Below are 12076 nucleotides of genomic sequence, written 5' to 3'. Positions count from 1 at the left end.
CGTCATTGCAGAAGGATATTTCACACACCGGCAAAATCGAAGCAAATTCAGCATGAAATTTCACTCATAGCGGGCAATAGTATTGGAAACACCCGAGACCTGACCGCCCGACACCCCCGGTGCACGGGCCCGCATCTCATGCCATCGTCAGGGACCGGGCATATTTCAGGCGAGGAGGCGCCGTACATGGATTTTGCGCTGTCCGAGGAGCAGACCCTCATCTTCGACATGGCCCGCGACTTCGGCCGGGAGGCCATCGCGCCACATGCCTACGCCTGGGAAAAGGCCGGCACCATTCCCCGCGACGTGCTGCGCCAGGCGGGCGAACTCGGCTTCGGCGCGCTCTACGTGCCGGAAGAGTACGGCGGCACCGGCCTGACCCGGCTGGACGCGACGCTGGTCTTCGAGGCGTTGTCCGAGGCTTGCCCCTCCGTCGCGGCCTTCATCTCGATCCACAACATGTGCGCCGGCATGATCGCCAATTACGGCAGCGAGGAACTGCGCGAGCGCTTCCTCGCCCCGCTCGCGAGCATGGAAAGCATCGCCTCCTACTGCCTGACCGAGCCGGGCTCGGGCTCGGACGCGGCGGCCCTGCGCACCCGCGCGACCCGCACCAACGAAGGCTATGTGCTGAATGGCAGCAAGGCGTTCATCTCCGGCGGCGGCTATTCCGACGTCTATGTGGTGATGTGCCGGACCGGCGAGGACGGCCCCAAGGGCATCTCGACGCTGGTGGTCGAGGACGGTAGCGCCGGCCTTTCCTTCGGCGCGGCGGAGCACAAGATGGGCTGGAAGGCGCAGCCGACCGCCCAGGTGCAGTTCGACGACTGCACGGTGCCGGCGGAAAACCTGCTCGGCGAGGAAGGCAAGGGCTTTGCCTATGCCATGAAGGGCCTCGACGGCGGCCGGCTCAACATCGCCGCCTGCGCACTCGGCGGCGCGCAGGGCGCGCTCACCGCGGCGACCCGCTACATGGGCGAGCGCAAGGCCTTCGGCAAGACGATCGACCAGTTCCAGGGGCTGCAGTTCCGCCTCGCCGACATGGAGATCGAGCTGCAGGCATCGCGCGCGTTCCTGCGCCAGGCCGCGTGGAAGCTGGACCAGGGCGCAAGCGACGCGACCAAGCATTGCGCCATGGCCAAACGCTTCGTCACCGATACCGCGTTCCGCGTCGCCAACGACGCGCTGCAGATGCTGGGCGGCTACGGCTATCTCGAGGATTACGGGATCGAGAAGATTGTCCGCGACCTGCGCGTGCACCAGATCCTGGAAGGCACCAACGAGATCATGCGTGTGATCGTTGCCCGTGCCATGCTGGCCGAGCGCGACCGTTCCTGATTGCCCCGCCGCGGTGCGCGGACCGCGCGCCGAACGGAATTGCACACTGTCGACGAAGGAGTTTTCATGACCGCTCCACGACCGCTTTCCCTTCACGTACCGGAGCCCGGCTGCCGGCCGGGCGACACGCCGGACTTCTCCGATTTCGAGATCCCGCGCGCCGGCGCGGTGCGCCGGCCGGCCATCGACGAGGCGCCGGAAGACATGCGCGACATGGCCTTTTCGGTCGTCCGCGTGCTGAACAAGGCCGGAGAGGCGGTCGGTCCCTGGGCCGGGCTGCTGGACGCCGAGGCGCTGCGTACGGGCCTGCGCCACATGCTGACCCTGCGCCAGTTCGACGAGCGCATGCTGAAGGCGCAGCGCCAGGGCAAGACCAGCTTCTACATGCAGCATCTGGGCGAGGAAGCCGTGTCCTGCGCCTTCCACATGGCGCTGCAGGACGGCGACATGCACTTCCCCACCTACCGGCAGGCCGGTTTGCTCATCGCAAGCGGTTATCCCATGACCGACATGATGAACCAGATCTACTCCAACGCCGCCGACCCGCTGAAAGGCCGCCAGCTGCCGGTGATGTACTCGGCGCGCGACCACGGCTTCTTCACCATCTCCGGCAACCTGGGCACGCAGTTCATCCAGGCGGTGGGCTGGGCGATGGCCTCGGCGATCTCCAACGACACGAAGATCGCCGCCGGCTGGATCGGCGACGGCTCGACCTCGGAGAGCGACTTCCACGCCGCGATGGTCTTCGCCTCCAGCTACAAGGCGCCGGTGATCCTCAACATCGTCAACAATCAGTGGGCGATCTCGACGTTCCAGGGCGTGGCGCGGGGCGGAGCCGTCACCTTCGCCGCGCGCGGCCACGGCTTCGGCATCCCCTCGATCCGCGTCGACGGCAACGACTATCTCGCCGTCCATGCGGTGGCGAGCTGGGCAGCCGAGCGGGCCCGCTCGGGCCTCGGCCCGACCCTGATCGAGCACGTCACCTACCGCGCCGGCGGCCACTCGACCTCGGACGATCCGTCCGCCTACCGCTCGAAGGAGGAGTTCAGCGCCTGGCCGCTCGGCGAGCCCATCGACCGGCTGAAGCGGCACCTCATCACCATCGGCGAGTGGTCCGAGGAGCGCCACACCCAGGCGCTGGCCGAGATCACCGACGAGGTGCGCGCCTGCCAGAAGAAGGCGGAGGCCAACGGCACCCTGATTTCCGGGCCGAAGCCCTCGCCGCGTTCGATGTTCGACGATGTCTACGCTGAGATGCCGCCGCATCTCCAGCGCCAGCGCCAGGAAGCGGGGTTCTGACATGGCACGCATGACCATGATCGAGGCGATCCGCAACGCCCATGACCTTGCGATGGACCGGGAAAAGCAGGTCGTCGTGTTCGGCGAGGATGTCGGCTATTTCGGCGGCGTGTTCCGCTGCACCGCCGGCCTGCAGAAGAAATACGGCAGCAACCGCTGCTTCGACGCGCCGATCAGCGAGAACGGCATCGTCGGCGCCGCCGTGGGCATGTGCGCCTACGGGCTGAAGCCGGTCGTCGAGATCCAGTTCGCCGACTACATGTACCCGGCCTACGACCAGATCGTCAGCGAGGCGGCACGCATGCGCCACCGCTCCGCCGGCCAGTTCACCTGCCCGATGGTGATCCGCATGCCGACCGGCGGCGGCATCTTCGGCGGCCAGACCCACAGCCAGAGCCCGGAAGCGCTGTTCACGCATGTCGCCGGCCTGAAGGTGGTGGTGCCGTCCAACCCGCGCGATGCCAAGGGCCTGCTGCTCGCCTCCATCGAGGACCCGGATCCGGTGATCTTCCTGGAGCCCAAGCGGCTCTACAACGGTCCCTTCGACGGCCATCACGACCGGCCCGTCGTCTCGTGGAAGAACCACGAGCTCGGCGATGTCAGCGAGGACTACTTCACCGTGCCGCTGGGCAAGGCGAAGATCCGCCGGGAGGGCTCGGCGCTGACCGTGCTGGCCTACGGCACCATGGTCTATGTCGCCCAGGCGGCGGCCGAGGAAGCGGGCGTCGATGCGGAAATCATCGACCTGCGCACGCTGCTGCCGCTGGACCTGGAGACCATCGAGGCCTCGGTGCGCAAGACCGGACGCTGCGTCGTCATCCACGAGGCGACCAAGACCTCCGGCTTCGGCGCCGAGCTGTGCGCCGCCGTGCAGGAGAGCTGCTTCTATCACCTGGAAGCGCCGATCGTCCGCGTGACGGGCTGGGACACGCCCTACCCGCATGCGCAGGAGTGGACCTATTTCCCGGGTCCCGAGCGGATCAAGCGCGCCTTCGCGCAGGTTCTGGAGGGCTGAGACCATGGGTATCTTCACCATCACCCTTCCCGATATCGGCGAAGGCATCGCCGAGGCCGAGCTTACCGAGTGGAACGTCGCCATCGGCGACGAGGTCCAGGACGAGGATGTGCTCGGCACCGTGATGACCGACAAGGCCGCGGTCGAGATCCCCTCGACCGTTGCCGGCAAGGTCGTCTGGCTGTGCGGCGAACCGGGCGACGTGATCGCCATCGGCGCGAAATTCATCCAGATCGAGGTCGAGGGCGAAGGCAACGACTCCGCCGCAGCGGACGCCCCCGCCCCCAAGGCGGAGGCAAAGGACAAGACCGACGACACGGCAGAGGCCGCAGGCGAAAAGCCGGCTGCGCCTGCCCCGGAGAAGTCGGCAGAAAAATCTCCGGCCAAGCCCGAAGCCAAGGCCCAATCTCAGCCCGCTTCCCAGTCCCAGGCGGCGCGGCCCGCGGCCGCGCACCGTCCGCTGGCGGCCGGCGAGAAGCCGCTTGCCTCTCCGGCCGTGCGCCGGCGCGCCCAGGAGGCCGGCATCGACCTGCGCCGGGTCGGCGGATCGGGTCCGGCCGGGCGCATCCTGCACGAGGATCTCGACGCCTATATCGAGCACGGGCCGCCGACCGCGCGCCAAAGCGGGCGCATGCCCGCGCTCGGCACCCGCGACGTCAAGGTGGTGGGCATGCGCCGGCGCATCGCCGAGAAGATGGCGCTGTCGAAGTCGCGCATCCCGCACATCACCATCGTCGAGGAAGTCGACGTCACCGCGGTGGAGGAGCTGCGCGGCCAGCTGAACGCGGCGCATGCAGCGAACCGCGGCAAGCTGACCCTGCTGCCCTTCGTCATGCGCGCCATCGTCATGGCGGTGCGCGAGCAGCCCGAGATGAACGCGCTCTACGACGACGAGGGCGGCGTGGTGCGCCAGTACGACGCCGTGCATATCGGCATCGCCACCCAGACCCCGGCAGGGCTGACCGTGCCGGTCGCCCGCCACACGGAAGCGCGCTCGGTCTGGGACTGCGCCGCCGAGGTGGTGCGCCTGGCCGAGGCCGCCCGCGAGGGGAAGGCGAGCCGCGAGGAGCTGTCCGGCTCGACCATCACCATCACCTCGCTCGGGCCGCTCGGCGCCATCGCCACGACGCCGATCATCAACCACCCGGAGGTGGCGATCGTCGGCATCAACAAGATGGCCGTGCGTCCCTTGTGGGACGGCAAGGAGTTCCAGCCGCGCAAGGTGATGAACATCTCCTGCTCCTTCGATCACCGCGTGATCGACGGCTGGGATGCCGCCGTCTTCGTCCAGAAGCTGAAATCGCTGCTGGAAACCCCTGCCCTGATGTTCGTCGAGGACTGAGCCCATGAGCGACATGACCTGCAAGCTGCTGATCATCGGCGCCGGTCCCGGCGGCTATGTCTGCGGCATCCGCGCCGGCCAGCTCGGCATCGACACGATCATCGTCGACGAGCAGAAGCCCGGCGGCACCTGCCTGAATGTCGGCTGCATCCCCTCCAAGGCGCTGATCCACGCGGCCGAAGAGTTCCACAAGCTGTCGCATTTCAACGGCAGCTCGCCGCTCGGCATCACCGCCGCCTCGCCGCAGATCGACCTGTCCGCCACCGTCGACTGGAAGAACGGCATCGTCACCCGGCTGAATGCCGGCGTCGCGGGCCTCTTGAAAAAGTCCGGAGTGCGGCTGATCGCCGGCAAGGCGACCTTCCAGGACGGCAAGACCGTCAAGGTGACGACCGGCGACACCTCGGTGCAGATCCGCGCCGAACAGGTGGTGATCGCCACCGGCTCGGCCCCGGTCGAGCTGCCCTTCCTGCCCTTCGGCGACACGGTGATCAGCTCCAGCGAGGCGCTGTCGCTGCGCTCCGTTCCGGAAAAGCTGTGCGTCGTCGGCGGCGGCTATATCGGCCTGGAGATCGGCACGGCCTTCGCCAAGCTCGGCGCAAAGGTGACCGTGGTCGAGGCGGCCGAGCGGATCCTGCCGCAATACGACAGCGCCCTCACCCGTCCCGTCCTCAAGTCGCTGCAGGCGCTCGGCATCGAGGTGATGCTGTCGACCAAGGCGAAGGGGCTCGGCGACAAGGGCCTCAAGGTGGAAACGGCCGAAGGCAGCGAGCGCGAGATCGCCGCCGACAAGGTGCTGGTCACCGTCGGCCGCCGTCCGCGCTCCGACAGCGCCAATATCGCCAGCCTGGGACTGGCCACCGACGGGCCGTTCCTGCGCATCGACGACCGCTGCCGGACCTCGATGCAGGGCGTCTTCGCCATCGGCGACGTGACCGGAGAGCCGATGCTCGCCCACCGCGCCATGGCGCAGGGCGAGATGGTCGCCGAGATCATTGCCGGCCACAAGCGCAGCTGGGACAAGCGCTGCATCCCGGCGGTGTGCTTCACCGATCCGGAGATCGTCACCTGCGGCCTGTCGCCGGACGAGGCGAAGAAACAGGGCGGCGCGGTGACCACCGGCCAGTTCCCCTTCGCCGCCAATGGCCGCGCCATGACGATGGAGGCCGAGGACGGTTTCGTGCGCGTCGTCGCGCGCAAGGAGGACGGGCTGATCCTCGGACTGCAGGCGGTCGGTCGCGGCGTTTCGGAGCTGTCGGCGGCGTTCTCCATCGCCATCGAGATGGGCGCGCGGATCGACGACATCGGTGCGGTGATCCATGCCCACCCGACCCAGAGCGAGGGCCTGCAGGAAGCCTGCCTTGCCGCGCTCGGCCACGCGCTGCACATCTGACGAGACGGCGGGGCAGCCTCGCCGGGCGCGCCCTGGCCGGTCTCTTTCATGCGGAAACGGAAATGGCCCGCGCCCCTCTCGGGACGCGGGCCTTTGTTGCGGCGGGACGGGCGGAGCGGTGGGAAACTGCGGCGCGGTTCCGTGACGCCCCTCCCGGCTCGTCGCGATCCGCCGGACCGCATCTTGGCGAGACCGGCGGGGGAGCTCTCGTGTCTTCTCTGTCCCCGGCCTGCTAGATACCGGCTGACAGAAACCCTCCATCGACCACCAGAACCTCGCCGGTGACGAAGCTGGCAGCCGGCGACAGCATGAAGCCGATGGCCTCGGCCACCTCTTCCGGAGCGCCGTAGCGGCGCTGCGGGATGCGGCTGATCCAGGCGTTGCGGGCGGCATCGCTGTGCAGCCCGTCGAGCAGCGGCGTGCTGATCGGCCCCGGCGCGACCGCATTGACGCGCACCCCCATCGGGGCGAGCTCGCTGGCCATCACCTTGGTCATGGTCACCACCGCGCCCTTGGAGGCGCCATAGGCGGTGCGCAGCGAATTGCCGATCAAGCCGGACACGGAAGCGATGTTGACGACAGCGGCATCCGGCTCGCGCTCGGCCGCCACGAAGGCGCGCACGGCAAGGAAGGTTCCGACCACGTTGACGTCGAGCACGGTGCGCATCAGCTCCGCATCGGTCTCGCGGAACGGCACCGCGCGGGCGATGCCGGCGGAGTTGACCAGCCCCGCGAGCGGCCGGCCGAAGCGCTCCTGGATCCCCTCGAAGGCAAGCTGCAGGCTGCCCTCGTCGCGAATGTCGGCGCGGGCGCCGAACAGGCGGTCGGACGCGCCCTCGAACTCGGCCGAGAGGTCGGCGATCGCCTTGTCGAGCGCCTCGCGCGACATGTCGAGCAGCGCCACGTCGGCGCCGCGGGCGAGCAGCCAGCGTGCGGTGGCAAGGCCGATGCCCGACGCCCCGCCGGTGACGATATGGCAGCGCTCCTCGAGCGTGCGGTTGAGAGCGGTCATGCGCGTGCACCTCCCATTGCATCTGAAACCGGAGCCGAGCGCGCGCCGGCAAGTGTGCCGGCCGGCACCGCATCCGGCAGCCATTCCTCCAGCACGATCTCGAAGGTCACGCAGACCGGGTTCTGCCCGGGCAGGAAACGGCCGCCGCTGATCGTGCCGTTCGGTTCGGCAAGCACGCCGTGCAGCATAGCGACCGGATTGCCGGCCTCGTCCGCTTCCACCATGCCGGTCATGCCGATCACCTCCACCGCCGGGCCGCGCACCACCTTGATGCTGCCGGAGGAAAAGGCGACGCAGGCGTCGGTCAGGCTGCCGAGCCCGGCGCGCAGAAAGCACTGCTCCAGCCCTTCGCGCAGGCAGATCTTCTCCACCGCCTGGACGAGATCCTCGTTGGGATGGACGCGGGCATAGACGGTGCGGCCGGTGCGGCCGCTGACAAGCTTCACCTCTTCGCTCATTGCACCCCTCCTGAACGGTCCAGAGGCCGGAAGACGGTATGGTTGGTCTCCGCATCGGGCAGTTGCCGGATGTCGAAGCTGTCGAACACCATCATGCGGACCCGCAAGCCCTCGCCGCCGACGCGGCTGGCGAAGGTATCGAGATGGCCGCCGAACACCCGCCCCTCGTGCGGTTCGGCGAACCAGGCGTGGCAATGCAGCAGCGGTGCGCCGTCGGCGCCGATCCCCAGCGTTGCCGAGCCGCCGAAAGCGCGCACGGCGCCGGCATTCGTCATCGGCGTGTAGGTCACCACCCGCTCGCCGCCGGGATCGGGTGCGGCAAGGCAGTAGATGCAGGGCTCGAAGCCGCCCGACAGGATCTCGAAGGCGGCGGGCCGCCACTCGCCGCCGGTCGCCGCGCGCATCGCCGCGCCGAAGGCCTCCACCAGCGGCGTGCCGGGGACGAGCCGCACCAGGCCCGAGCGCACGTCCTCGCAGATATCCATGCCGAGGGTGATCCGGTCGCGGGCGACCGGGCCGGGCTGACGCAGCAGCCGCGAGGCGGCTGGCAGGCCGCCAGGGCCCCTCACCTCGCCCCCTCCAGTACCGGCGCTTCGGCAAGGCGGCTTTCCAGCAGCTCGCGCACCGCCTTCTTGGTGATCTTGCCGTAGCCCGAGCGCGGCAGCGCGTCGAAGACAACGAAACGCTTGGGGATCTTGTAGCCGGCGATGCGCGAGGCGAGGTCCGCCTTCAGCTGCTCCGGCGTGATCTCGGCGCCCGGCTGCAGGACGATGGCAGCCACGCCGATCTCGCCCCATTTCTCGTCCGGCATGCCGACGACGCAGGCCTCGGCCACCGCCGGATGGGCGACGATCTTTTCTTCCACCTCCAGCGGATAGATGTTGGAGCCGCCGGAAATGAACATGTCCGAGGCGCGCCCGGTGATGAACAGGAAACCGTTCTCGTCGAAATGGCCGATATCACCGGTGCGGAACCAGCCGTTTCGGAAGGACTCCGCATTGGCCTTCTCATTGCGATAGTAGCCGTTGAATACCGCCGGGCCGATGACGCAGATCTCGCCGTTTTCCCCCGGCGGCAGCGCATTGCCCTCGTCGTCCTGGATCTCGATCTGCATGCCGGTGCGGGCATAGCCGCAGGTGCCGACGCGCACGCCTGGCCCGTCCTCCGGATCGTGCAGATGCGGCGGCAACACGGTGATGTTGCCGGTCACCTCGCCGAGGCCGAAATACTGCACCAGGCATCGGCCGAGCTTGCGCAGCGCCGTCTTCTGGTGCTCGCGCAGCATCGGCGCGCCGGCATAGATGACATGGCGCAGCGAGGAATGGTCGTAGCGGTCCACCGCCGGGTCGGAGACCAGCGCGGTCAGGATGCTCGGCACGGTGAACATGTTGGAGACACGGTGACGCTCGATCAGGCGGAACGCCTCGTCGGCATCGAGGCTGCGCGAGACCGTCAGCACGGTGGTGACGCAGCGCGCCACCTGGATCAGCTGATGGATGCCCGCCCCGTGCGACAGCGGCGCGACGACCAGCGAGGCATCGTCCGAGGTGGTGCCCGGCATCAGGTCGGCGAGATGATTGGTGATGACGAAGGCCATCTGCCCGTGGCTGAGCACGGCCGCCTTCGGCTTGCCGGTGCTGCCGGAGGTGAAGAAGAACCAGCAAGGATCGTCCCGCTCGACGGCAGCTGCACGGAAGGGCTTGCCGAGCTCAGTCGCCACCAGATCGGCGTGGACATGCTCGCCCGCGCGCGCTTCGCCGATGCAGATGACGATCTGCGCCCCTGCATCGCGCGCCGCATCGGCATGGGCGGTGAATTCCGGCTCGTAGATGATGGCCTTGGCCTGCGACGAGCTGGCGATATGCGAGACGTCGTCCGGCAGGATGCGGAAATTGGTCGGCACCCAGACGGCGCCGAGCTTGTAGACCGCGAACATGGTCTCGAACATCTCGACCGAGTTGCGCGACTGGACGATCACCTTGTCGCCCGGCCCGATGCCGAGGCCGGCCATCGCATAGGCGAAGGCGTCGACGCGGGCGTTCATCTGCGCCCAGCTGACAATTCGTTCGCCATGCACGACGGCGGGCCGGTCCGGATGGCGGCGGGCGGCATCGGTGAGCAGGTCACCGAGATTCATCACCCGGTTGGACATGCGCTCGGCGCCTTCCACCCTCATTTCAGCCGCTCCAGGATCGAGACGTAGTTGGCGACCGCCGCGCCGCCCATGTTGAACACGCCGGCAAGCTCGGCCCGGGGCAGCTGCATGTCGCCGGCATCGCCGCACAGCTGCATCGCCGCCATCACATGCTGGGAGACGCCGGTGGCGCCGATGGGATGGCCCTTGGACTTCAGACCGCCGGACGGGTTCACCGGCAGGCGGCCGCCGAAGGCCGAGACGCCCTCGTCGATGATGCGGTGCCCCTCGCCCTCGCGGGCAAGGCCCATGGCCTCGTATTCCAGCAGCTCGGCGATGGTGAAGCAGTCGTGGGTCTCGACGAAGGAGAGATCGGCGACGCCGACCTTTGCCCGCTCATAGGCCGAATTCCAAGCCCTTGCAGCGCCTTCGAAGGAAGTCTTCGAGCGACGGCTGAGCGGCAGGAAGTCGTTCACATGCTCGGCGGCGCGGAAATAGACCGCACGCGGCGCGGTGGTCAGCGCGGTGTCGGTGTCGGCGATCACCATCGCCGCCGCCCCGTCGGAGATCAGCGAGCAGTCGGTGCGGCGCAGCGGGCCGGCGACGATCGGGTTCTTCTCCGAGACCTCGTTGCAGAAGTCGAAATCGAACGCCTTGCGCATATGCGCATACGGATTGGCCATGCCGTTGGCGTGGTTCTTGGCGGCGATCCGCGCCAGGCTCTCGCGCCGGTCGCCATAGGCCTGGAAATAGGCCTGAGCGATGTTGGCGAAGACGCCGGCGAACCCGCCGTCGACCTCGGCCTCTTCCTTGCGGTAGGAGGCGCCGAGCAGGATGTCGCCGACCTCCGGCGTCGGAGTCGCGGTCATCTTCTCCACGCCGACGACCAGCACGCGGCGGGCGCGCCCGCTCTCGATCTGGCGGATGCCCGCATGGATCGCGGCCGAGCCGGTGGCGCAGGCATTCTCGACGCGCGTTGCCGGGGTGAAGCGCAGCTCGGGCACCGCGAGGGCGACCAGAGAGGCCTGGAAATCCTGTTTGGAAAATCCGTTGTTGAAGGAGCCGAGGAAGATCGCGTCGATCTCCTGCGGACCGACATCGGCATGTCTGAGGCAGTCGCCGACCACTTCGGCAATGAGCTCCTCCGCTCCTGCCGCTTCCGATTTGCCGAACCTGGAATGGGCCCAGCCGATCATGCAGGCTCCCATCGCGTTCCTCCCTGCGACTTACACCATCAGCGCCGTCACTATAGAGCCGGCAATCCGGCTAATCTTGTCTTTTCGAGGCGTCCGAATAGACTAGCGCGCATGAAACCAGCGCGCCAGCGCGTAGACGGAGCTGAAACATGCAGCCACTCGACGAAACCGACCTGAAGATCCTGCGCGTCCTGCAACAGGACGGTTCCCTCTCCGTCACCGAGGTGGCGGAGCGAGTCGGCCTGTCGCAATCGCCCTGCTCGCGCCGCATCAACCGGATGATCGAGGACAAGGTGATCCTCGGCCGCTCGATCATCCTCGACCGTCGCAAGCTCGGCTTCGACGCGACCATCCTGGTGCGCATCAAGCTGTCCGGCCACGGGCGCCAGTCGATCTCGGTATTCCAGGAAGCAGCCCTGAAGATCCCTGAGATCCAGGTGGTGCAGCTGATGCTCGGCGAATTCGACTTCAACCTGCGCGTCGTCGTGCGGGACATGGATCACTTCCAGACCCTCTTGCGCGAGAAGCTGGTGATGCTGCCGGGCCTGCACGAAATCCAGAGCACGGTCATCCTGGAAGAGACCAAGTACACCACACACCTTCCAATATAAATTCCTACCATCGACCAATCGACGCGCGAATTACCACTTTTTATATTATATATATTGATATCATTATTATAATTGATTGCATGCCAGCGAGACCATAAGGTCTTTTTACAGGAAAGACGGAGCGAGATGCGCTCCGGACACCCTGCGGCCTCGTGGCGGAATGGCTACGCAAGGGATTGCAACTCCCTTAATCCTGGTTCGACTCCAGGCGAGGCCTCCATTCCCTCCCCTTTTCGGCAACGGTTCGGCGCGACGGCAAGCAGACGAGGCTCGCCGCC

11 protein-coding genes and 1 tRNA gene are annotated in these 12076 nt (G+C 67.4%); 7 read left to right on the top strand and 5 right to left on the bottom strand.

Annotated elements, in window-relative coordinates:
- The first annotated feature begins 186 nt into the window (after nt 1–186).
- From H7H34_RS09140 to lpdA, 5 genes are all read left to right on the top strand, one after another.
- A complete protein-coding gene (locus tag H7H34_RS09140; RefSeq protein ID WP_185925007.1) occupies nt 187–1338 on the top strand; it encodes an acyl-CoA dehydrogenase family protein in 1152 nt (383 codons plus the stop codon).
- Nucleotides 1339–1404: 66 nt separating this feature from the next.
- Nucleotides 1405–2637: a 3-methyl-2-oxobutanoate dehydrogenase (2-methylpropanoyl-transferring) subunit alpha gene (locus H7H34_RS09135; protein WP_067222544.1), complete on the top strand. Its 1233-nt coding sequence runs from the start codon at nt 1405–1407 to the stop codon at nt 2635–2637.
- Between the two features lies 1 nt (nt 2638).
- Entirely contained in the window at nt 2639–3652 is a 1014-nt protein-coding gene (locus H7H34_RS09130; protein WP_067222541.1) for an alpha-ketoacid dehydrogenase subunit beta, read from the top strand.
- Between the two features lie 4 nt (nt 3653–3656).
- Nucleotides 3657–4994 carry a dihydrolipoamide acetyltransferase family protein gene (locus tag H7H34_RS09125; protein ID WP_185925006.1) on the top strand — a complete coding sequence of 446 codons (1338 nt, stop codon included), beginning with the start codon at nt 3657–3659 and terminating at the stop codon, nt 4992–4994.
- A gap of 4 nt (nt 4995–4998) precedes the next feature.
- Nucleotides 4999–6387 (top strand): dihydrolipoyl dehydrogenase, encoded by a 1389-nt coding sequence (lpdA, locus tag H7H34_RS09120; RefSeq protein ID WP_185925005.1) that lies wholly within the window; start codon nt 4999–5001, stop codon nt 6385–6387.
- A gap of 232 nt (nt 6388–6619) precedes the next feature.
- On the opposite strand, the gene H7H34_RS09115 is transcribed toward lpdA, so the two are convergent.
- Genes H7H34_RS09115 through H7H34_RS09095 form a run of 5 tightly spaced genes read right to left on the bottom strand, consistent with a single transcriptional unit; the run spans nt 6620 to nt 11187 of the window.
- Nucleotides 6620–7399: an SDR family NAD(P)-dependent oxidoreductase gene (locus H7H34_RS09115; protein ID WP_120268164.1), complete on the bottom strand. Its 780-nt coding sequence runs from the start codon at nt 7397–7399 to the stop codon at nt 6620–6622.
- On the bottom strand, nt 7396–7857 hold the full coding sequence (locus tag H7H34_RS09110) for a PCC domain-containing protein (protein WP_185925004.1): 462 nt from the start codon (nt 7855–7857) through the stop codon (nt 7396–7398). Before H7H34_RS09110 ends, H7H34_RS09115 begins: the two co-directional genes overlap by 4 nt.
- On the bottom strand, nt 7854–8426 hold the full coding sequence (locus tag H7H34_RS09105) for a PPC domain-containing DNA-binding protein (RefSeq protein WP_147421838.1): 573 nt from the start codon (nt 8424–8426) through the stop codon (nt 7854–7856). The genes H7H34_RS09110 and H7H34_RS09105 overlap by 4 nt, the downstream gene beginning before the upstream one ends.
- Nucleotides 8423–10033 (bottom strand): acyl-CoA synthetase, encoded by a 1611-nt coding sequence (locus tag H7H34_RS09100; protein ID WP_185925003.1) that lies wholly within the window; start codon nt 10031–10033, stop codon nt 8423–8425. The genes H7H34_RS09105 and H7H34_RS09100 overlap by 4 nt, the downstream gene beginning before the upstream one ends.
- Nucleotides 10030–11187: an acetyl-CoA acetyltransferase gene (locus H7H34_RS09095; protein ID WP_371811372.1), complete on the bottom strand. Its 1158-nt coding sequence runs from the start codon at nt 11185–11187 to the stop codon at nt 10030–10032. The genes H7H34_RS09100 and H7H34_RS09095 overlap by 4 nt, the downstream gene beginning before the upstream one ends.
- 149 nt (nt 11188–11336) lie before the next feature.
- Here H7H34_RS09095 and H7H34_RS09090 point away from each other — a divergent pair, with 149 nt between their 5' ends.
- Nucleotides 11337–11798 (top strand): Lrp/AsnC family transcriptional regulator, encoded by a 462-nt coding sequence (locus H7H34_RS09090; RefSeq protein WP_067222522.1) that lies wholly within the window; start codon nt 11337–11339, stop codon nt 11796–11798.
- Between the two features lie 146 nt (nt 11799–11944).
- Nucleotides 11945–12018 (top strand) — tRNA-Cys (locus H7H34_RS09085).
- The last annotated feature ends 58 nt before the right edge of the window (nt 12019–12076 follow it).

It is taken from the genome of Stappia sp. 28M-7, from assembly GCF_014252955.1.
In the GTDB taxonomy this organism is placed as follows: Bacteria; Pseudomonadota; Alphaproteobacteria; order Rhizobiales; family Stappiaceae; genus Stappia.
The sequence above is the reverse complement of the archived record's forward strand: the minus strand, read 5'-3'. Positions and strand labels throughout refer to the sequence as shown.